The following is a 22,034-nucleotide window of genomic DNA, read 5'->3' as shown; positions in this document are numbered from 1 at the left end:
TTTATACACCAAATGTAGTATCGCCAGTATACCCGCATTTGACATTTGTTCTGTATCTTAAGTTATTAAGTGATGACTTGTGTGCTTTGAGATAGTGTGATCAAGGTAATATAATCCTTTTAAAACATAGGTGTACTCCACAGTTAACTCTTATATTACTTGTTTTTATATATTGTATATTGTTCCATAGAATTAAATGATATCTACCTCTATCGTAGTAACTCTATCGCAGTAATAAACAGGTAAGCTTTATAATGACATTTTTTACACGCCTTTTCCGTCAGCAAGCCTCTCAGTCACAGCCTAACACTGAGCTTTCTAAAATTTTTTCATTTCCAGCAAACCGTTGGCCAAGCATTGAGAGCATCACCCAACTCATTGCTCGTCCTTCACTTTGTATTGCTTATGTTCACTCTAAAAATGAAGATACCAAGGTAATTGATGCAGCTACAGCGCATTTACATCGATTATTTCAACAGCATGACTGTCAAACCGTAGCTATTATGTCAGCAGGAAACTTAAACAGCGAAGCAAATAATATATATCAAACAGATGAGATTGTACTGCACGTATTTGATCAAGCACTAATTACTCAAGTTGAACCCCAAACCATAACGCTTCCTTCTCATACCGGAAAACACAGTATTGCTCAGCATACTGAAACCATGAAACAACAAATATCGGCAATTCGTTGGAAGATCGAACAAAACCACTATGACACTTTTGCCTATACCTGTTTCGACGGACACTTAGCACAAGAAGGGCAATTTCTTGATGCCGCTTACTCATCAGGTAACATCAATGTCCCTTTAATTGGCGGAAGTGCAGGTGGCGTATTATTTAAACGTGCGGTGTTTGGATTAAATGGAAAAGTACAAGACAGTAAAGCGTTAATTATGATGGTAAAAGTAGGCGCTGATTTTGGATATGCCTTTAAGAGTAGCCACTCAGTAACAGGAACTCCATTGTGCGAGATGACTGTTGCCAAATGTGATAATTCTACTCGAACCTTAACCAGTATTATTAATAAAACAAAACAGGTTAACAACCCAATTGATGAGTTATGCCAGAGTCTTAACTGCCAACCTGAGCAATTAGAATCTAAATTAAGTGGTTGTCACTTTACTATTCAAACAGGTCGTAATGAGACATTAGTACGAAGTATCGCAGCAGTTGATATTGATAACAAAGCGCTAGTTTTATTCTCTGATATGAACTTTGGTGAAGTGATCACATTACGAGCCTCAGCATCAATGAGTCAAAGTTTTAATTCAGATATGCAAACTTTTATGCGAGAGCTGCCAGGTAAACCTATTGACGCATTAATGATTGATTGTGTATTACGTCGATTAGGCAGTGAGGATAAAGATAAACAAGCGGTTTCAATGCCATTTCAAGGCGCAGGATACAGTTCTTTTGGTGAAACAATGTACCAACACGCCAACTGCACTAACGTTAGCCTAGTATTGCATCACAAAGGAAATAAGGTTCATCACTCTGTCTCTAGTTTCCCATCAACGATATCTCGGTTTTTAACGTATCATGCGCAGACACAAATTCAAGCAGAGCAATTTTTGAATAATCTACAACGAGATATGCTAGAAAAAACGCGGGATTACACTGCGATTATTGATAATTGTGCAGGATCTTTAGAATCACTCGCGTCTATTTCATTAAAAGTACAGAGTGAGCAAAGTAACCTTAACAGCGTGTTGCATGAAGTTCTCGAAAAAACAACCGAGCAAAATACGCTACGTGGAACCCTTAACGCAACAGTTACAACACTTGATAGTAATACTGGAGAGATCAACTCAGCGTTTAATGCCATCACTGAAATAGCAGACAAAACCAATCTACTTGCGTTAAATGCTGCCATTGAAGCGGCTCGTGCTGGGGAGCAAGGACGAGGTTTTGCTGTTGTCGCTGATGAAGTTAGAGGCCTTGCAGAGTTAACCAAACATAATGTAACGAACAACAACAGTATTATTAGCCAATTACGTAATGATTCATCAGATATCAATGGGCTAGTAAAACAGATCCAAACATCGAGTGATGCTCAACATCAATGTATTAAGCAAGCAACAGATCTTAGTATCATGATTCAAAATGTGTCATCGGAAGCTGAAGTCGCCTCTCAATCGTCGGTTAAATTAGTAGAGAAAACAATAGAAGATATGAAGCACCTTGATGCTCAATTTGAACAACTTGCTCAATTAACAGAGTAAGGATATCTATTTCATTCATGCTCTACTTAGCCGAGTAATACGAGTTTGGGTAAGTAGAGTGTTCATATTCACAACTTAACTCTTTTTTAATATAAGGTACGACAATCTATATATTAGACTCTGACGCGGCCAATAAAGCCTCAGTTTAAAAATATTAATGATAGCCTCAGGCAAATATGTAAAAATGATGCTTGACCGCCCTAAAACTAAGAACTAGAGTTTTACTTAATTAAATCATCAAAACTATAGAGCAGATATGAAAGTAGAAGCCGTAGGTAAAATTCAAACAGAATCGATAGCACGAGATAGACGCCAAGAATCACTCAAAAGTAGCATCATTGATATGAAAATGAGCAGTGCTAGTGTTTATGATCAACAAGCCATTGATTTTGCTCTAAAGCGAGGCGAACTCAGAGAAAAAGAGATAGAGTCACGCGCTTATCGCTTAAGAATATATATGGATCAACAGAGAAAGCTTAATAAGTTGTCTTAATATTAACCATATTAATTGAACCCCATGGCTGTTGCAAAATGGACAGCCACACCAAAATAAAACGCATCGTTATTTGCAAAATCTTCAGAGCTTTCTTTATAGCCCACCTTGAATGTCGCTTGCTCTGTTTCATACCCAAGCTCAGCACCAACGCTATAACCCCAATCAATATCATCATTGAAATAATTTATGCCAATGACAGGAGCAACATAAAACGGTTGCATACGAAATACAGGCTTAACGTTCATCCCAAACGAATGAATGTCTTTGTTCCACTGGGTGTAATCTACATCGTAACCTATATCTATTCCTGGGCCAGCTGAATAAGAAAAACCATATTGAACAGAGTAAGATCCTTCATTCGATAAGGCATTAGCACTCATATAGAAATTTGGATTAGCAACAGTAGATCCAGAAAACAGTATCAATAATAAAAGGTATTTTTGCATTATCAAGCTCACTTAATTTTATTAGCAGTTATTAAAAGCGTAGCATAAAGTAGAGCATTGTCTGCAAGTCATGGCAGTGAGCTTTGCTGTAATAAAGTTAAAAATGAATATTAGAATAAAAAAGGACGTAAAATGAAGATTAAAGTAGGGTTAGGGCTATTATTAGCGATTATCTCTTTTGGTAATTGGGCTTCAGAGCGCAGTGAGCAAGCGTGGAGTCTTGTTGAGCAAGGCGCATTACTTATTGATGTGCGTACTCCAAATGAGTTTAATCAAGGGCACCTAAAAGACGCTGCAAACCTCCCATTAAGCACTGTTGATACCGCCTTTGCCAATATTGATAAAGATACACCTATCGTTGTGTATTGCCGAAGTGGAAACCGTTCAGGCCAAGCCATGAGTTATTTAAAACAAGCAGGTTTCACCCAAATACATAATGGTGGTGGCCTAGAAGAGATGCTATCAACTAAGCCTTAATTTATTGAGGTTTACCAGCAATAGTAATTTGTTTAATGATGTAATTTAGTTTTTTCAATCCAAAAAACTAAGTGTGGACTTCAGCTTAACAGGCTATGATATGCTAAATCCATATGGGACAATGAGTTAGGTTAAAATTACCAAGGAAGGTTAGAGTTATGAAACTAAAAACAATGATATTACTTTTAATCACCCATATATCTGTAGGTGTATTTGGGGTTGGTTTAGGCATTTATCTGTTGCCGATCCTTACTGCACCGACATCACCAACTGAATCTGAAGTCACTCAATTATCTTCTCAAGCACAATATTCAGCGACGTTCAAAAAAGATCTTAAAGACAGCGATTCCTTTCATTGGGGAGAAGGTCAAGTATCTGTTGGCCCTGAATACATTACATTAACTGGAAACCTTGCCCCCGGTCCTGATTACAAACTGTACCTATCAACTGAATTTGTCGAAACAGAATCTGATTTTAATCGTTTGAAAGCCACTATGGTTCGCATTGGTGATGTTAAAACGTTTGAAAACTTTGCAATTAAAATACCGCAAGGTATCAATGCCTCTAAATACAATACCGTTATTATATGGTGCGAGACCTTTGGCGAATTTATTACGTCAGCTAAGTATCAATAAAAAACGAGAGTGAAATGGTTCTAATTAGACATTATGCAGAAGAAGATGCCGAGGCCCTTTGGCATCTATTTTTTAACACTATTCGGCTTATTAATTCTCGTGACTATTCTCAGTTGCAAGTTGAAGCATGGGCTCCCGAGAGCTTTGATTTTAACGTGTGGCAAAAGAAAATGAGGGCGATAAAGCCGTTTGTTGCAGAGCTTAATGGTGTCATCGTTGGGTATACGGATTTGCAAAGCAGTGGATTAATAGATCATTTCTTTTGTCATCATGAGTACCAAGGTAAAGGGGTGGGGCGCGCTTTAATGAAACACGTAATGCAGCAAGGAAAGTCTCAAAACATTACGCGATTTTATTCTGAGGTCAGCATTACAGCGAAACCTTTTTATCTGCATTTGGGCTTTTCAGTGGTTAATGAGCAAACCATTGAAGTCCGTGGTGAAAAGCTCGTAAATTATATAATGGAGAGGTTGAGTTAATGGGTGATATGTTATCTCAATAAATCAGTTATTTATTTATGGCAATAGCCGCCTCAAGACTTTCACTTAACTCGTTTTCTTTATGGTAAGTGGTTAAAAGATTGTGCGTTGCCCTTGTCATTCCCACATATAGGCGACGAATATCTTCTGATCTATCAGAGCTTTTTTTGGGAATATTAGAAGCATTTAGAATCACAACCGTCTTAAATTCTAGCCCTTTACTACTTGGAATAGGCAGAACGTTAACAACATTTTTGTTCGGATTGTACTGTTTTTTATATTCTGATTTGGCCAGTAAGATATGAGGGATTTCTTTTGATTTTAGTGCTTCAGCGACTTTGGTTCCAATATGTTTACACGGATAGATAATCGCAATATCACTCCATGAATAACCATTTTTCTTCCAATGAACTAAACATTTTATCGCGTATTCTACTTCTTGTTCTATTGTAGAAAACTTTTTAACGACAGGGTGCGTACCCGTAATTCCAGCTGATTCTGGATGAATTAATGGGATTTCTTTAGCGTCTGAATTTTCAAAATATTGTTTAGCGAACTGATAAGAAAAAGACAGGATCTCTCTTGTATTACGATAGTTTAAACGTAATACAGTTGTTCGACCCTGAGCTTGAATACCAACACTCGCCAAACTAAAATCTAAGTTATTCTTCTTTTTATAGATTGACTGAGCATCATCATAAAGCAGTAATAGAGAGTTAGTATCTGGATCGATCATTTGAGTAATTAATGTCAGCCATTCAGCTTCAAAATCATGGCCTTCATCAATTAATAATGCACCGTATTGTCCTTTTGGAATATCCCCTTTTTCCACACCATTAATAACGGTTTCTACTTGTCGCTCCCAGTAAGGCGCTTCACCTTTTATTACATCTAAATGATAGGTTTTAATTTGTTGTCCGCACCAATCGTGAAAATGATAAACCTGAACTTGTCCTGAAATACCTTTATCATCAATAAAACTGCGTAACCTTGCAGCTAGCGTAATATTAAAACAGAGAACTAGAATTGGTTTTTGTAGCTGTTCGGCTAAATGTAAACAGCGATAACCTAGGATCAGCGTTTTTCCTGAGCCCGCTACACCATGAATAACACGATGCCCGTCACCTAAACTTCGAGCCAATTGTTCCTGTTGAATATCCATAATTTTAATAATGTCAGGGATATAGGTATTTTGGCTTAACGGTTCATCTTCGTTTTCTAAGGGAAATAATGTTTGTTGCTCAGAGCTTGAAATCCGAATCTCAGGGAAAAGGTGCCAACGGATTCGATCAATTTGAGGCAATGTTAATTTGTTCCCAAACTGATAATTAAACATATGCCACAACTTAGATTGAAAACGCTCAGGATCTATTGTGCTTACCATTTCATCTTTACAGATAACCAAATGGTGAGGGAGTATCGAGTCTTGTGCCTCTAATGGAATCGCTCTATCTAGTTGCGTTCGAGTAATATTGGTGAGTACCACACCATAACCGTAAGGAAGACATAAATTTCCTTTGTATTTCCCTTCTTGATTGATGAGTAATTTATCTCGTTTGAGCTTATCAATAACTTGGTAGCTGCATTGACGAACTTGCTCAATAGGATTACTGGTTGTTTCAATGCCTTTAGGGGTCAGCAATTCAACACGGGCGGCATCAATATTTTTGATGGTATCGAGTTTCCAGTCTTTCACTTCAAGAAATAATAACCCACGAGCAGGGTGCAAAATTATAAAGTCTGGATAGCGACGTAAACGGCCTACAGGAATGTCATACCAACATATATAATCATCTTCTAATAAGCTCTCTAGGCGCTGTGCAAAGCGTCTTTCACCTGATGTCATTTTTGATAAGCAGGTGTTTAATGTTGGTATTAACTCAGCCATGTACTACTCGGAACAAGAATATTATCCGAATTATAGTTTAATATTCGATTAAAAAAAGTGATGAATAACTAAATAAAGTAACATTCTGATTTAGTGATATTTTCCATGTTTTTCCATGTTTATTTACGATAAAATCTAGTCATTATTAATGAGTTTTTAGAATGTATAGTATTACTAATCTTATGCTTTTATTCTAACTTAAATCTATTTATAGGATGAAGTATGTCTGTTGATTATTATCTAGACAAGTTCCGTAATTTAAACATGAATAGTAATAAGGGGAAGAAAAGCCCCCATAAAGTATGCATGTTACTTACTGTTATGGATTTAATACAAGCAGGATACATTTATGAGAATAAGATTAAACTCGATGTGACTTTGAAAGAGCGTTTCACTTATTTTTTTAATGAGCGTAAGCAAGGTCAGGATAGAGATACCCCAGAAAATCCTTTTTATCATTTAAAGACTGAAGGTTTCTGGCATCTAAATTATCAGGAAGGAATTGACGAATCCCTTGTCAAAGGCTATTCAAATAAAGCAATTAATTATGCTTATTTGGATGGGGAGTTGTTTGATTATTTAAAAAGTCCAATAGTGGTTAATAGTCTTAAAGATGCGTTAGTAGAAAGTTTGTCAGACTTAACCGATCTTTATATTCAATGGCTTATTGATATTGGTAAGTCAGAAAGCACAGCTAAAAAATACTCTCAAGCAATTCGAGGCTCTATTTCTAATTGGATGGTACAAGAGAACCTTATAGATACGCCATTAACAGAAGTGAAGTCTTTTCGAAAGTTTTGTCGTCTTTCAGAAAGTGCTCGTTCTCTTGAGCAGTTCAAACAATGTAATGCTAGAGGAAACAACATGTATAGTGCTGCATTAAACTCATATAAACATTTTCTTTCTGATTTATCTCAAATAGATGTAAAAGCTGATATTCAAGACATTTTTCAAGATAAAAAATTAAGCCAAACTGAAAAGTCGATAATGATTAATACCAGAATAGGACAGGGAACATTTAGAAAGCAGCTTATAGAGATGTGGAAGGGATGCTCGGTAACAGGGTATAAAAATACACAGATGCTAATTGCTTCACATATAAAACCTTGGCGAGATGCTAACAATGATGAAAGATTAGATAAATTTAATGGTCTGTTATTACTTGCTAATTTAGATAGAGCATTTGATCTTGGGTTTATATCTTTTGATAATTCAGGACAATTAATGGTATCTAAGCAGCTAGAAAAGCCAGAGGTTCTAGGTATTAGAGATGGAATGAGTGTGCATATAAATAGAGAGCATAGTAAATATTTAAATCACCATCGGGCTATTTTGTTTAAAGGTCGATAATATTAATTATCGCTTTAAACCGAAATTACCATAAGGCAAACAAGGCAGTACACAGCAGTCATGAAAAACATTCAATTTTATAATCAACATTCAGAAGAACTACTTCAAAATTACACATCAGTAACGTTTGAGAAAGTTCACGCCAGTTGGAAGCTATTTTGGCCACTTTCTGGCGAGAAAGTTTTGGATGTCGGAGCCGGTATTGGTCGAGATTCTAAATGGTTTTTAGATCAAAAGTGTACGGTTATTGCGCTAGAACCTGCAAAGGAAATGCGAGATTTAGGTAAAAAACACACTGGCAAGCAAGTGCAATGGTTAGATGATGCGTTACCTGAATTGAATCAGACTGTTGGTTTAGGTATGCGTTTTGATGTGATTTTGGTTAGTGCTGTTTGGATGCACATTCCACCTAGTTCCCGTGCTCGTGCTTTTCGAAAGCTTTCTAATCTTCTTGCTCCAAATGGACGTTTGGTTATCAGTTTACGTCATGGTGATTTCACTGATGGTAGAAGTTCATACTCATGTTCAACTGATGAATTAGCTCAATTTTCAAAAGATGCTTGTTTACATACTCGGTTAGTTACTGAGGTTGAATCTGATGCGTTAACGCGTGGTGAGGTTCAATGGCAAACTGTGGTGATGAGTTTACCTGATGATGGTTTTGGTGATCTTAATAAAGTTCGTCGTATCATTGTTAATGACAGCAAAAGCTCAACCTATAAATTAGCACTATTACGTGTGTTATTGCGTATTGCAGATGCTCATTCTGGTTGTGTTATGGATCGCACTGATGGTGAAGTTTCAATTCCATTAGGGTTAGTCGCTCTGTATTGGATTAAAGCGTATAAACGGTTAATTGATGTCGGAAATATCCAACAAAACAGTAATACCAAAAAAGGCCTAGCGTTTATCACTGAAGATGGATGGGAAAAATTGACTCATTTATCGGCTGATGATTTAGCTATTGGCGCTGTATTTTGTAATGAAGATGCCAAAGCCTTACAAAAAGCGATGCAAGCGACGATAAAAACAATGAAAGATGGACCTATTAAGTTTATTTATTCAGGATCTTTGAAAGATAATAATCAAGAGTTTTCTACAGTAGCTCCTTCTAAAAGGCGTAAAGTAGAATCAAGTATTGTGCTCGATTCTGATTTTTTTGAGAGCTTTGGTTCGTTTGTATTAAAGCTAAATCTTTGGGAGTGTTTCCGTCTTTATTATTCGTGGATTGAGCCATTAGTCGTGAACCAATGGATTTCTGAAATGCAGCGATTTGAGGCGAACAGAGAGAATAATATAACATTACAAACGTATCATGATTGTTTAGTTTGGATAGATAAAAAGCATGATACCAATAGAGTACGCGCTAAAGTCGAGCTACTGAGAAGTAGAAATCAAGTTATTCATTGTGTTTGGAGCCATCACAAGTTGAAAGGTGAGTATCATGTCGACCACTGTTTACCTTTTGCTCATTGGCCGAATAATGATCATTGGAATTTATTACCGACGTGTAGCAAATCAAACTTAGAGAAGCGAGATCGTGTTCCTTCTTTAGCAAGATTAGACAAGGCCAAACCTGCGATTTTGGAGTGGTGGAAACAAGCCTGGGATGAGTCTAGTGAGCAACAACGGTTCTTTAATGAAGCTGCTCTTTCATTACCAAATATTCCTCCTCAATGCCGAGATTTTGAAGAGGTGTTTGATGCGATGGGGTTTCAAATTAAAGGGGTACAAACTCGCTTACTTGTTAGAGAGTGGTAATCTTTTGTGGGAGTTTCTTTACTCCCACTCTTTAATTCTACGTTTTTGTTTCTTTTCAATAATATTACTCTTGCTTCTTAAGCTTAGCTCACCATTGTTGCGCTCTCTTGTTGGTATCGCTTGTCTATCAATATCCCCCATTAAGGTTAATGCCAAATCTTCAGCAAAATGGGTACAGTGAAAGTGCCATGAGTGGCTCCAGTTACCAATCTTTATCTCTTTATGTGGCTCGGTAAGTTGCTGCCAATGATCACCACAATGCACATTTACAACATGGCTTGGGGCATCGTCAGGTAATCCAACTCGTCCGCATCGTGGGGCAAGTCCTGCACGTTTTATATTTGAGATCTTTAATGCATTATCAAAAGGGCTTTGATAGTTAGTAATACGGGTTGATTGAGCAAACAGCGGAGCTGATTTTCGGTCATCTTGGCTTAATGACTGTCTCGCAATATCTCCTCCAATAAAACATACTTGGCTTACGTTCCAGTGAATACGTTGCAGAGTTCGGTTTTTACTCGCTTGATAAAATGCTTCACGAATAACGTAAGCGCCAGTCGAGTGCCCAAGTAAATGGATATCAATATCACACTGGTTTTCATCTTCTTTTAATTGGTTAATCGCCAATGGTGTAATACCAGCAGTGACCAGTTTTAATGCGCTTTGGTAGGCATCTATTCTGTCCTCTAAATAATTAAGAGTATAAGTAGCACAGGGCCAATCAAAGCTGACAATGGTCCCTGTAAACCCATGTTGCTTTAAGTGTTTATCCAGTAATTTATGACGCTGTATAACCTCTTCTTGGCTGTTGTTGTACCCATGAGCAAAGAAAAGAATGTTACCTGTTTTAAATTGAGCTAATGGGTGGTGGCTAGGATGATGCCCTGTAGTGGCTTCTTGAGTTAATTGGGTTATCCACTTTTCAGCGTCTACATGATGAAGGTTGTGGTCTGGCACTGTCGCTTCATCTGGCAATATAAGGTAATGCGCATCACCGGGTTCATTGGTGTATTGAGCTTTTTTTGTACCACTTGTGAGTTGACGTGTGCTTAATATGAATATCACTTAACATCCCTGTTACATACTTTATGTGAGCAATAGGATAAAAGGTTTTAGAATCGTGAAAAGAGTAAATAAAGGAAGTTGCGAGTGGTCATAAAAATAAATGAAATCTAATGATAAAAAGTCTCACTTTTAAGATGAGTTGTTTTTTATTTAATGTGTTTATTATCAGTAGCTTATCTTTATTTATGTTTGTGAATCAAGATCGGTTATTTGTAAATAAAATATTCAAATAAAAAGAAAAATACCGCATAATGTTAATCATAAAAAGATAGGGGTAAGCCCCTACAATAAAAGTATCAGTAATGTGCAATATAAAGTACAGCTGAGCTAGGTGAACACGGCTTAATTTGTGAGGTACGTAAAATGTTTTTTGGTAATAATCAAAGTACATTCATGATATTTATGGGTTTTTTGATTTCAGTTTTAGCAATAGTCATTATACCTATGGCAATACAGACGCTACGTATATTAAGAGAAAAAGAATAGTCCCGACTTTCTTTCTTAATATAAATTATGAGGTAACATAGGGTTTTCTTTTTTAGTACGGAAACCCTATGGCTCACTATTCTCTTATTGATATTCCTTTTAACCTCAGACACACCTGCTGGTTCTGCGGTGAGCCTTCGTTCGATTTACTTTCTTTTCCTAAATCATCACATCAAGTACATAAAATCTCTCATCAACCAATTGAATTACCTGCATGTAAAGAGTGTCTGGCTTTACCATCGGCTGGGGTGTCTGAATCTATCTGGTCGTTTCGTGATCAAATCAAACATGCATTAATGAATAAGTACGCTAAGCATTTGGGTATTGGCTTGCAGTGGACTAAAGAAGAGTTAGAAGAGTCTGAGTTTGATGGCGCTATTTTGGAAGGGTTTGGTAAAAGTGCCTGGCCAATGTATGAAATAGCGAAGGCACGGGTGGAATATGTTGGTTGGGATATCTCGGTCGATAACGAGCCATTAGAGGGTTACGATGAAAGTTATGGCTATGAATTCAATGGTATACGTTATTTGAGTATTCAAGCTTGTATTGAGTATCATGTAAAAGCCTTGTCGTTGGATTTGGTGTTATTAGAGACGGTTGTAGAAATTGTTGGATCTGAGCGCTTTGCTTATGCATTACGTATTGCAACGTTAAATCGTGAAGTCTCTTATCGAGATCGTCTGGCGATTATTGATGAGATAAAAAATCAAGAGCAAGATAAAGACGATCTTCGTGAGTTAAATGAGGCTGAAAAATCAAGTGTTATCCTTCCTCTTGTTGCTGTCGTTATGAATGAGGCGATTGCTCAGCCAGAGGCTATCGAATGGGCTATTACCCATTCATGCACTACATTAGAGATCTTAATTGAGCAAGAAGATGATTTTTTTGATGCATTTGAGCACTTGGGTGGGCCAACGGCATTTGCGCTGTTTGATGGTTTGCAATGGTATTTGGCGGCGCGTCGAGATAATACGTGGTGTGTAGAGAGCGATCCTAATGATGAGTTTTGGCGTGAAGTTTAGAGTGTTAAAGTGAGAAATGGCTGCGATTATCACTAAGGCAGTATAAGTGAGAAACGCGGCCATTAATATTTATTGTAGGGTTAAATCAAGATGATTAGATACGGTCATTAATGAAGTTAGTGATCGAATCTGCTGCTTCTTGACCTTCTGGGCAGTGTCCATCTGTACCATAAAATTCAACCACACCTTGTGTTGATAGTGCTGCGGTTTTTTGCATGTCTTCTGCTGAGGCAACCATATCGCCAGAGGTGTTGATCACTAGCATTGGGGTGTTTATACGTGGTTTACCATCAAAGTAACCTTTAGTTTTTAGTGATAATGGCACTGTTAAGTCACCAAATGAATCCAGTTTTGTAATGTCGGCACCAATACGTTTACCAAAAGATTGTGATGTCATTAATGGCAGTTTAGGGAATAAGAAAGGTTTCGTTAATACGCCATCGACTACAGCACAGCGAGCAACAATAGCTTTCAGCTCTGGGTTATTTATCGCAAATTCCATTAGTGGAATACCAGCGCCAGATTGTGAAAGCACAGCAATACGTGAGTTGTCTAGACGATCATCATTTAATACGTAAGCTAATGCGGCATCGTGTGCTTCGGTTTCTTTATCTAACTCTAAAATAATGTTGTTGTTTAAGCCTGCGCCTGGCATATCAAAGGTTAATACCGCTGTGCCGTTGTTTACGGTATCAATAAGAGAACCATGATGTTCAACTAATGCTTTATCTACGCCACCTGTCCATAAAGTAACGGGTGCTTTTTTGTTAGCTTCAATTTTTGGTAAATGAAGTAAGCCGATAATATATGATGGTGAGATTGATTTATCAGCTAATGGTAATTTTACTTTTTCTACATTTTCACCACGTAATAGCGCAGCTTGAACATATGCATCAACAGATTTGTTTAGTGCAACTAATTCATTGGCTTGGTGTAAATTAGGGTAGCTCGCAATTAACCAAAATGTAGATGCTTTTTGATATAAAGTAGCAGCAGCAATACCAGTTACGTGATTTGCTTGTAGGTTAAAGTGTTGTGCTTCTTTTGAGAATTCAAACGTCCAGTGACCTTCTGTATCCTCATTGCTCTCATCACGCAGTTTTTTGTCTGAATCAATACGAGTAAGTACTGCTGCAATTTCTGCCTCAGTAACGCCCATCTCAACCCAGCTATCTAAACGTAATTCTCGATACCAATTTTCTTGCCCTTCCACAATAAGCTCCGCGCCACGAAAGTTTTGATGACCTTCGATGTTTGTTGCTGTATTGCTTGCAGTATCAGTCGATGCCTCAGCTGTTGTAGAAGAGGTGCCACACGCAGAGAGTGAAGCGGCAATAAGTAGAGCAAGAAGTGGTTTTTTCATGATGATGCTTCCTATATGAGATTAGACTCAGTATAGGAAGTCTAATGTGAAAAAATTGTCAGATAGGGTCCTATAATTGCTATTTTATTTAAAGGTGTGATACGCAGTAAAGTCAGGGGAGATGAATTGGGTAATAAAAAGTGACCTTGGCGGTAAATAGCCAAGGTCATGCTGTTATTTATACTGTAGATCTTAATTAAGCGCGGTCTAGGTTATGCCCAGAAGACAGAAGCAAACGCCGTTAAGATAACAATGCACACTAGGTTTAGATAAATACCTACGCGCATCATCTCAGATTGTTTTATGTGGCCAGAGCCAAATACAATCGCGTTTGGTGGCGTTGCAACAGGTAGCATAAAGGCACAAGAGGCTGAGATAGCTATCATGGCTGAAAGCACCACAGGCGAGATACCAAGTACCTCGGCAACACTAGCAAATACAGGAATAAGCAGCGCAGCACTGGCTGTGTTACTGGCAAATTCGGTTAAGAACACAACAAAAGCCGCAACGGCAAGAATGGTAAATATAATCCCAGCTTGAGATAAAACATCACTTAAGCTGTGAGCTAAGAAGGTACTCGTTCCTGTCGTTTTTAGGATGTTACTTAAACAAATACCACCACCAAATAACAGCAATACACCCCAATCTGTGGTTTTTTCAACGTCTTTCCATTGTACGACACGAGCAAAACCAAGCAAGACAATCGCCATTAAAGCAACCAGAGTATCGAATTTTGAAAAGCCGCCTAGCATGGCATTGATTGGTTTACTGAAGATCCATAATGTAACCGTTAATGCGAAGATCATTAGGGTAACGACTTTTCCTTTATCCCAAGTGACTGGCTCATGATTCAGTTCAAATAATTCATTAAGGTTTGGTTTTAGCATTACGTATAACAAACCAACAGTAACGGGTAATAGAATGAGGGTCATTGGTACGCCAAACGACATCCATTCTGTGAAACTTAGACCTACTTCTGCCGCAGCAATGGCGTTAGGAGGGCTGCCGACGATGGTAGATATTCCACCAATACTGGCACAGTAAGCGATACCAAGTAGGACAAAAACGTAAGTATTATGACCTGTTTTTGAGTTTACCTTGCTAAGTACACCCAGTACTAATGGTAGCATCATAGCTGTCGTAGCGGTGTTACTTATCCACATTGATAAGCCAGCAGTTACCCCAAATAGCATATAGACTGCGGTGCTCATTTTTCCCTTAGCTAATATCAATACTTTATCAGCAATGACTTTATCAAGCTCTTGTCTGTGTAAAGCAGCAGCTAAAGCAAATCCCCCTAAGAATAAGAAGATGATTGGGTTAGCAAAGTTACTTAATGCTTTTGTGGTGTCAAATATTCCAAAGCCTACCGCTAAAATAGGAACAAGCAAAGCGGTGATACTGACGTGTAAGGCTTCGGTTAACCATAAGATAGCGACAAACGCTAAGATACTTAAACCAAGAACGACGTTTTGTTCGAATGGTAAAAAATTATATAGAAGAGCAAAGAGGATAATATCAATGAGAATGATAAAACTGTTTTTATTCAGAAACCATTCCTTGGTATTGGTGGGTAGAGGCATATATTCATTTTTATCTATTTCATTTTTGTGCATGATGAGCTCCATTCTAACGATGAATTTCAGACTTAACTTGATCGCCATTGTTACAGAATATTAACCGTAGTAAATAAAAGGTTATCAAGATTGTCGTTTAGATCGTTTTGAGGATTTCATAACTATGCGGGCACTCACTTTTTAAACAGATTTACATCCAAAGTTGTTGTTTTTGTGTTAATTGTTATTTGTGATTTTCGTCTTTTAGCTATGTATGTTGATGATCTATTTTACAACTTAGTGTGATTTATAAAATAACTAATGGAATTTTATGAATGGGTGTATGAACAAATTGTAACGAGGTTTGTATAGCTATTTTGTTTTGTGATTTGACTTCCAATTAGTAATTATATCAGTCGTTTATATTCTTATTATCGACTAAGTTTTCGCGAGAAAAACAATAATACTAAAAGGAATAATTATGAATAAATGCTCAACAAAAACAATATTAGCATTGTCATTAATGGCGGCTAGTGCTGGTGTTTCTGCCCATGGTTATGTTTCTGAAACAAACGGTGGCATTGCTGGATCTCGTGCGGCACTGTGTAAGTTCCCAACGTCTGATACTCAAGAAAAAAATACAAATTGTGGCTCTGTGCAATGGGAACCTCAAAGTGTTGAAGGCCCTGAAGGTTTTCCTGAAAAAGGCCCAGCAGATGGTCAAATCGCAGGTGCAGGCTTAGTTCAGTTCTCTGAGTTAAATGAACAAACGTCTGATCGTTGGGTAAAGCGCCCAATAACAGCAGGACAACAAACGTTTGAATGGACGTTTACGGCTAACCACGTGACAAGAGGGTGGAAGTACTACGTGACAAAGCAGAACTGGAATCAAAATTCAGTATTAACGCGTGACTCTTTTGATTTGACGCCGTTCTGTGAACTTGAGTACAACATGGAAAAACCGCCGCTATATCCACAAACATTCTCTCATGAGTGTGTGGTTCCTGAGCGTGAAGGTTACCAAGTGATCCTTGCGGTTTGGGATGTGGGCGATACGGCTGCTGCATTCTATAACGTAATTGATGTGAAATTTGAAGGTGACGGCGGCGTGGTTGACCCTACTTGGACTCAAGGTGGTCAAATTAACCCAACGCGTGATCTAAATGTGGGTGATCGTGTGTTTACTCGTGTATTTGACGGTTCGGGTGAAAACAGCACGTTATCAACTAGCGTAACGATTGAGAACGCAACTCAAGGCCAAGCGAATAACTGGACACATGCATTAGCAACTAAGGTTAACCAAGAGCAAGCTAATATTGGTGCTGGTCAGCTAAATGATAAAGGTGAATTTGTTCCTGTATTTGGTTCAAATCCTGTGTATTTAAAAGCAGGCAGTGGCCTAAAGAGTGTTGAGATTGGTTACCAAATCGAAACGCCAGAGCCAAGCTATGAGTTAGCTATTCAAGGTCTAGAGTCTATGTATACCATTGGTGATACAGCGACAGAATTGGATCTTAACCTATATGCTGTGGGTGATATGAATGTTGAGCTGACCGTTTACAACCATGCAAAAGAAGCGTTATCGAATGCGGTTGTTGATTTAAAAGATGGTGATGCTAAATCGGTATTAATGACATTATCTAAATCAGAAAAAGGTCATCATATGCTTGTTTCTCGCATCAAAAATACAGAGGGTGAGTTAATTGAACAAACCACGTCTGATTTCCATTTGATGGAAGAGCAAACACCGCCACCAGCAGGTGATTATGATTTCGTGTTCCCTGAGAATGTAAAAAATTACACAGCAGGAACAAAAGTATTGGCTGAAGATGGTGCTGTTTATCAGTGTAAAGAGTTCCCATACTCTGGTTACTGTGTTCAGTGGACAGAAACAGCAACAAACTTTGCACCAGGTGTTGGCTCTGATTGGTCAATGGCATGGGATAAAGTGAAGTAATTACTTCGCTATACGTATAACTAAGATAATAAATAGGCCTATTCATTAATAATGAGTAGGCCTATTTTTGTATGGTAACTCTTGTTTATACTAAGCGAAAACGTGCAAGAAGCGTTTCTAACTCGGTTACTTTGTTTTCTAGGCTCTGAATGTTGTTTGAGCTTTGTGCGGCAAGTTCTAGAGATTGCTCTGAAATATCACTGATAATGGTGATGTCCATTGCGATTTCTTTGGTTACGGCAGTTTGCTCTTCAGTTGCAGTCGCAATAGATTGGATCATATGCTGCACATCATCGGTACTTGATACAATCAAATTAAGAGCATCGCTTGCACCTGAGCTTTGTGCTGAACCAGCTTCAACTAATTGTTGGCTTTCTTGTGTTACGTTTACTGCATCTCGTGTGCCTGATTGAATCGCTTGAATGATAGCTCCAACTTTTTGAGTTGCCTTGGTTGTTCTCTCTGCAAGGGCGCGAACTTCATCAGCAACAACGGCAAACCCTCGACCTGTTTCACCTGCTCGTGCGGCTTCTATCGCTGCATTTAGAGCCAGTAAGTTAGTTTGACCTGCAATGTCTTCAATCACTTTAATGACGCTGCCAATCTCATCGCTACGTTGATCAAGTTCACTCATTTTTATCGACATTTGTTCCATTTGAACCGACACTTGATTGATGTTTCCAACCATATCTCCAATGACTTTACGGCCATGATGAGCAGATTCACCAGATTGTTTAGCCAGATCAGATGTAGAGACACTTTGCTGAGCAACTTCACCAATGGTTAAGCTTAACTCTTCAGAGGCGGTTGCAATGAGCGTGGCTTTATTTGCTTGCTCTGTTGCGCCTTTAACGACGTTTTGACTAACTTGTGAAAGATCGCTTGTCACTGTTTTTACTTGAGAACCCACAGAAGAGATTGAACCAAGCAGTTCACGCAGTGAGTTTTGCATGCTATTTACTGAGGTGGCTAAGTTAGCAAGTTCATCACCAGAGTTGTCTTCAATTGGCGCTAAGGTTAAGTCACCTTCTGCAATACACTTGGAAACATGATCAAGGGTAGTAAGACGATTAGTGATAGAGTTTGACAACACATAAGCAATAATTGATGCAAAAATGGCAGTAATAATCGTTAATGCTATCAGAACGACTTCCATCCAATCAAAAAGGTAGACAAGGTGAGTTAATGATTTTTCTGCGTCTTCTTTTTCTATTTGAGATTGAATGTCTAATAGCTCTTCAAGTGGCGTTAAAGTAGAGGCGATAACTTTATCGAATACATCGTATATTTTCTTTTGATCTTCAATCGTGTGGATATTCGTTAATTTAGGTAGGATATCCAGAGTAACTCGCTGTTGATATTGAGACATGTATTGCTCAATTTTTCGCATGTTTTCACGATCGCTAGCTTTAGCATTTTCAAGAGGGATTAATGCTTGTAACGCAGTATTAAACTCGTTGATGTTGGCATTAAAGGATTGTTGTGCACCATTGATACCTGCAATCATTTTTAGTGTATCTCGATATACATCACCCGCTTCATCGATAAGGATTAAATACAGTTGTGCGCCGGGTACATCATCGTATTCGATCTCTTTAGCCACATCTTCAGCTTTGGTTAATTGAAACGATATAATGACGCCCGTAAATATAATAAGAGCAACAATGCTGCTGAAGGCCGATAATAATTTTTTTCTAACACTCATTTTAAACATGAATGGCTCTCCCAATAAGATGCAAGGTGGACTAATTTGGTCCGAATAATTGCATTATACAGTATTCCATACAATAATGTATTATTGTTAACCTTATTAATTAGATGTTGATCGCAAGGTTGAGTTGTATCTAAAATGAAGTTAGTTATTTTTTTGCTAAAAACAGAATGTTGTCTGCCTTTTTATGAAATTCAAAGCAAAACTCATGATTATCAGTAAGTTGAGAGCGACGTTGAGCGTTGAACATTTGCTCATTGGCTAGGCCTGTTAAATCTTCAAGAGTGGTATCTTCCCCTGAGGTATAAGAGGAGCCCCCGACGCTTAAACTGATTGGAATATCAATACTTTCATCAACCAACTCAACCATTCTTTCACAGACAAGGCGAGCATTTTCAATGGGGGTATTAGGCATAATGATACAGAAGTGATCATCATGGATACGCGCGATAGAATCAGATTTTCGTAATTGCTCTAACGCGACACCAGTAAAGGATTTTAAGACGTTATCCCCTTCTTCATATCCGTAAATTGAGTTGATGTCTTTAAAGTTATTGATATTGATATACAACAGGGTAACTGTTGAGTTACTGCGTTTAGTGATGGCGATGGTTCTGTCTAATTCTGCTGAAAAAGCGCGTTTGTTCATGATTTGAGTGAGCGAATCAATTAGGGCATTTTGCTGTTGTTTATGCTCTGCAACGGCTTGTTTAGCCACATAGTAGGATTCAGAAATAAGCTGAATATCTAAATAGAAGAGCTTTTGTATTGCGTTAATTAATACTTGTGTCTCGCTCTGTTCTCGCTCTACTGTTTTATTTTGAATAGTATCAATAATTGATAGGTGTAATGGCCCTAAACTCGATAAGAATGACGTGATTGGAATGTTAAGCTCTTGGTAACGTTTGCCTATGTGCAAGCGACTTTCAATATAGCCATGTGTGTATTTGCCACTAAAAAGAGATTTTAGGTATTGGTAAATGAAGAACAGCAGTTCGGTTCTGTCGGTTCCTTGAATTTGGGTATCCGATAGAGAATAAAGTTGCTTATGATGTTGGCTCATTAATGTAGAAGCCGTTGTGGTAAGCCAAGCTGAATGGTGACGTAAACAGGCGGCATCATCAGAGCTAAATTGCAACAAGTGTAATCGGTGTTCGATATCTTGCTCTGTAATTCGCATGTTTTCTAATAGGGTATAAGACATAAATACGGTCCATCACTTGGCTAAGGGTATCTCAGCATAGTTACAAATTATTAACAATATATCAATCTGTAAATTCTATTTTACACGAATGAGACGATGCTCTACGTTATTAAGTATTAGCACGATAACTTGTGAACGCTTCATCATGTCGACTTTATCTATCATTTCTGTACTGTATTTTCTTTTTACCATCCACTGCATTGGTTCTTGAAAACTGTCTTCATTAATAATGAAAGATTCATCATTTAACGTGCCTTCATGAATATTTATAATCCAAATACGTGACTGAAATTCGATGACTTCACCTACTGCTTTAGCTATGCGTTTAAACGTGTGGGAAAGAGAGGTGGAAATGCTCATGTTGTGCCTATAAATAGAAGAAGGAAAGAAAAAAGTAACAGGAAGAGTAGCGAGAAAGAATCTCGGGTACAATAGATGAAGACGGTAGAATAAGAATATGAGTAAAGAAGAATGACAACACTGCGTTATTTAAAAGGCTATCCTGAGCATATTTTGGCACAAGTTGAGCCTATGATTGCTAATGGTAAATTAGCGGAATGGGTGAAGAATAAATACCCAAAGATGCATGATATTACCTCTGAAAAGGCGCTGTTTGAATACACTCAAGCGCTAAAGAATAAGTACATTAAAAAGTCTTCACCATTAAGTAAGGTGGTGTACGATCCTAAAATTCATATTGTGAATAATGCACTAGGGTTGCATACGTTCGTTTCTCGTATTCATGGCAATAAGCTAAAAGCCAAAAATGAAATCCGAATTTCGAGTGTGTTTCGTAAAGCGCCTGAGCCTTTGTTACGTATGCTGGTGGTGCATGAGCTAGCTCATATTAAAGAGAAAGCTCATAACAAGGCATTCTATGCGTTATGTTGCCATATGGAGCCTGATTACCACCAGCTAGAGTTTGATGCGCGTTTGTATTTAACGTATTTAGAAACACTTTAGATTTGATGTTGGCTAGCAAGTCGGGGTGTCTATTTATCGATGCCCTGTTCTTTGCGTTCTTCTTCACATTCGTAAGAGGCCATTTCAAACTCACGGCAGATCCATGGACGATTTTCATAAATTGTACACATTAGCGTTTCACGATCAACAGCAGCACACCAACCATCATCCAGTCGTAACATAACCTCGCCACCCCAATCATCATGATCAATGTATTCTTCTGGTACACCAGTATCGGTAATGATCATCACTTCTAATTTACAGCAGCACGCTTGGCAATTCTCGCAAGTAATGCCAGAAGCGGTATTAGAGGATGCTGTGGTTAACAGTGATTCTGTTGAAGATGACTCGGTAAGAACCGTAATGTCGATAGCGTTGATGGTCATAGGTATCATTATTTTTATCAATATATGACCTAGGATAACTCAGAACTGGAGATATCTCGAACGATAAAATCAAATAGTGCAAAAAAGAAGTGATGAAAAATAAGGGAGCTAAAAAGTGATGTCGCGCAGTGAGTTTTCTCTAGGGTAGAACCTTAAATGTAGACCAACTGATATAATTAAAGATAGTGTTTTTTTAGAAATAAATGACAAATCTAGCTTGGATCACATTATCGACTAAATAGGATTAACAAGTGTAATCGGCTTTGCTAAACATAGGTCTGAAGGCTATGGACTTAGGAGGTTATTATGTCTATTAATTCTATTGATCACGGTGAAATCACCGACATGAAAGGCAAGTACGAAATTGTTGATGAAGTAGCAACAAATATTCCAGAGTGTCAGAAAAAAGCAGCAGCGCGTCGTCGCATTGAAGCAATGCGAGAAATTAGAGAGAGTGGTCTTACGCTTGATGAAGCGAAAGACTTGGGTCTTATCCATTAATTTTTGATTTCTACCTCCATACCTTCAAAAGAAACTAATTAATGCGCCAATTATGGCGCATTT

At 38.0% G+C, this 22,034-nt stretch carries 20 protein-coding genes; 11 read left to right on the top strand and 9 right to left on the bottom strand.

Annotated elements, in window-relative coordinates; all coding sequences use genetic code 11:
• The first annotated feature begins 254 nt into the window (after positions 1-254).
• Positions 255-2,225: a methyl-accepting chemotaxis protein gene (locus ACU5DF_RS04450; RefSeq protein WP_446711938.1), complete on the top strand. Its 1,971-nt coding sequence runs from the start codon at positions 255-257 to the stop codon at positions 2,223-2,225.
• Positions 2,226-2,481: 256 nt separating this feature from the next.
• Positions 2,482-2,718 carry a hypothetical protein gene (locus ACU5DF_RS04445; protein WP_045103549.1) on the top strand — a complete coding sequence of 79 codons (237 nt, stop codon included), beginning with the start codon at positions 2,482-2,484 and terminating at the stop codon, positions 2,716-2,718.
• Between the two features lie 11 nt (positions 2,719-2,729).
• On the opposite strand, the gene ACU5DF_RS04440 is transcribed toward ACU5DF_RS04445, so the two are convergent.
• Entirely contained in the window at positions 2,730-3,167 is a 438-nt protein-coding gene (locus ACU5DF_RS04440) for a hypothetical protein (protein WP_446711937.1), read from the bottom strand.
• A gap of 132 nt (positions 3,168-3,299) precedes the next feature.
• Between ACU5DF_RS04440 and ACU5DF_RS04435 the strand changes: the two genes are divergently transcribed.
• From ACU5DF_RS04435 to ACU5DF_RS04425, 3 genes are all read left to right on the top strand, one after another.
• Complete coding sequence (locus tag ACU5DF_RS04435) at positions 3,300-3,644, top strand: rhodanese-like domain-containing protein (protein WP_045103551.1); 345 nt, start codon at positions 3,300-3,302, stop codon at positions 3,642-3,644.
• A gap of 158 nt (positions 3,645-3,802) precedes the next feature.
• Positions 3,803-4,279 (top strand): DM13 domain-containing protein, encoded by a 477-nt coding sequence (locus ACU5DF_RS04430; protein ID WP_446711936.1) that lies wholly within the window; start codon positions 3,803-3,805, stop codon positions 4,277-4,279.
• 14 nt (positions 4,280-4,293) lie between these two features.
• Complete coding sequence (locus ACU5DF_RS04425) at positions 4,294-4,758, top strand: GNAT family N-acetyltransferase (RefSeq protein ID WP_446711935.1); 465 nt, start codon at positions 4,294-4,296, stop codon at positions 4,756-4,758.
• Positions 4,759-4,786: 28 nt separating this feature from the next.
• On the opposite strand, the gene ACU5DF_RS04420 is transcribed toward ACU5DF_RS04425, so the two are convergent.
• Positions 4,787-6,646 carry a 3'-5' exonuclease gene (locus ACU5DF_RS04420; protein ID WP_446711934.1) on the bottom strand — a complete coding sequence of 620 codons (1,860 nt, stop codon included), beginning with the start codon at positions 6,644-6,646 and terminating at the stop codon, positions 4,787-4,789.
• Between the two features lie 222 nt (positions 6,647-6,868).
• Between ACU5DF_RS04420 and ACU5DF_RS04415 the strand changes: the two genes are divergently transcribed.
• Together ACU5DF_RS04415 and ACU5DF_RS04410 are read left to right on the top strand one after the other, a co-directional pair.
• Positions 6,869-7,996, top strand: a complete 1,128-nt coding sequence (locus ACU5DF_RS04415) for an HNH endonuclease (RefSeq protein ID WP_446711933.1) — start codon at positions 6,869-6,871, stop codon at positions 7,994-7,996.
• A 60-nt stretch (positions 7,997-8,056) separates the two neighbouring features.
• Positions 8,057-9,757 (top strand): class I SAM-dependent methyltransferase, encoded by a 1,701-nt coding sequence (locus ACU5DF_RS04410; protein ID WP_446711932.1) that lies wholly within the window; start codon positions 8,057-8,059, stop codon positions 9,755-9,757.
• Between the two features lie 18 nt (positions 9,758-9,775).
• On the opposite strand, the gene ACU5DF_RS04405 is transcribed toward ACU5DF_RS04410, so the two are convergent.
• Positions 9,776-10,822: an alpha/beta hydrolase gene (locus ACU5DF_RS04405; protein ID WP_446711931.1), complete on the bottom strand. Its 1,047-nt coding sequence runs from the start codon at positions 10,820-10,822 to the stop codon at positions 9,776-9,778.
• A 554-nt stretch (positions 10,823-11,376) separates the two neighbouring features.
• Between ACU5DF_RS04405 and ACU5DF_RS04400 the strand changes: the two genes are divergently transcribed.
• Positions 11,377-12,330, top strand: coding sequence for a hypothetical protein (locus ACU5DF_RS04400; protein ID WP_446711930.1), 954 nt, complete (start codon positions 11,377-11,379; stop codon positions 12,328-12,330).
• 94 nt (positions 12,331-12,424) lie between these two features.
• Here the strand turns inward: ACU5DF_RS04400 and ACU5DF_RS04395 are convergent, their stop codons facing one another.
• Together ACU5DF_RS04395 and ACU5DF_RS04390 are read right to left on the bottom strand one after the other, a co-directional pair.
• Positions 12,425-13,693: an alpha/beta hydrolase gene (locus ACU5DF_RS04395; RefSeq protein WP_446711929.1), complete on the bottom strand. Its 1,269-nt coding sequence runs from the start codon at positions 13,691-13,693 to the stop codon at positions 12,425-12,427.
• A gap of 212 nt (positions 13,694-13,905) precedes the next feature.
• On the bottom strand, positions 13,906-15,294 hold the full coding sequence (locus tag ACU5DF_RS04390) for an SLC13 family permease (RefSeq protein ID WP_446712477.1): 1,389 nt from the start codon (positions 15,292-15,294) through the stop codon (positions 13,906-13,908).
• Between the two features lie 436 nt (positions 15,295-15,730).
• On the opposite strand from ACU5DF_RS04390, the gene gbpA reads away from it, so the two are divergent.
• Positions 15,731-17,206 (top strand): N-acetylglucosamine-binding protein GbpA, encoded by a 1,476-nt coding sequence (gbpA, locus tag ACU5DF_RS04385; protein WP_446711928.1) that lies wholly within the window; start codon positions 15,731-15,733, stop codon positions 17,204-17,206.
• Between the two features lie 85 nt (positions 17,207-17,291).
• On the opposite strand, the gene ACU5DF_RS04380 is transcribed toward gbpA, so the two are convergent.
• From ACU5DF_RS04380 to ACU5DF_RS04370, 3 genes are all read right to left on the bottom strand, one after another.
• Positions 17,292-18,911 carry a methyl-accepting chemotaxis protein gene (locus tag ACU5DF_RS04380; protein WP_446712476.1) on the bottom strand — a complete coding sequence of 540 codons (1,620 nt, stop codon included), beginning with the start codon at positions 18,909-18,911 and terminating at the stop codon, positions 17,292-17,294.
• A gap of 154 nt (positions 18,912-19,065) precedes the next feature.
• Positions 19,066-20,121 (bottom strand): diguanylate cyclase domain-containing protein, encoded by a 1,056-nt coding sequence (locus tag ACU5DF_RS04375; RefSeq protein WP_446711927.1) that lies wholly within the window; start codon positions 20,119-20,121, stop codon positions 19,066-19,068.
• Positions 20,122-20,196: 75 nt separating this feature from the next.
• On the bottom strand, positions 20,197-20,481 hold the full coding sequence (locus tag ACU5DF_RS04370; RefSeq protein WP_045103563.1) for a hypothetical protein: 285 nt from the start codon (positions 20,479-20,481) through the stop codon (positions 20,197-20,199).
• A 111-nt stretch (positions 20,482-20,592) separates the two neighbouring features.
• Between ACU5DF_RS04370 and ACU5DF_RS04365 the strand changes: the two genes are divergently transcribed.
• Positions 20,593-21,084, top strand: a complete 492-nt coding sequence (locus ACU5DF_RS04365) for a M48 metallopeptidase family protein (RefSeq protein ID WP_045103564.1) — start codon at positions 20,593-20,595, stop codon at positions 21,082-21,084.
• Positions 21,085-21,113: 29 nt separating this feature from the next.
• Here ACU5DF_RS04365 and ACU5DF_RS04360 read toward each other — a convergent pair whose 3' ends face one another.
• Positions 21,114-21,470, bottom strand: a complete 357-nt coding sequence (locus ACU5DF_RS04360; protein ID WP_446711926.1) for a YkgJ family cysteine cluster protein — start codon at positions 21,468-21,470, stop codon at positions 21,114-21,116.
• A 306-nt stretch (positions 21,471-21,776) separates the two neighbouring features.
• Here ACU5DF_RS04360 and ACU5DF_RS04355 point away from each other — a divergent pair, with 306 nt between their 5' ends.
• Positions 21,777-21,971, top strand: a complete 195-nt coding sequence (locus ACU5DF_RS04355) for a hypothetical protein (RefSeq protein ID WP_045103565.1) — start codon at positions 21,777-21,779, stop codon at positions 21,969-21,971.
• The last annotated feature ends 63 nt before the right edge of the window (positions 21,972-22,034 follow it).

It is taken from the genome of Aliivibrio wodanis (assembly GCF_052920805.1).
This window is presented reverse-complemented; position numbering and strand designations above follow the sequence as displayed.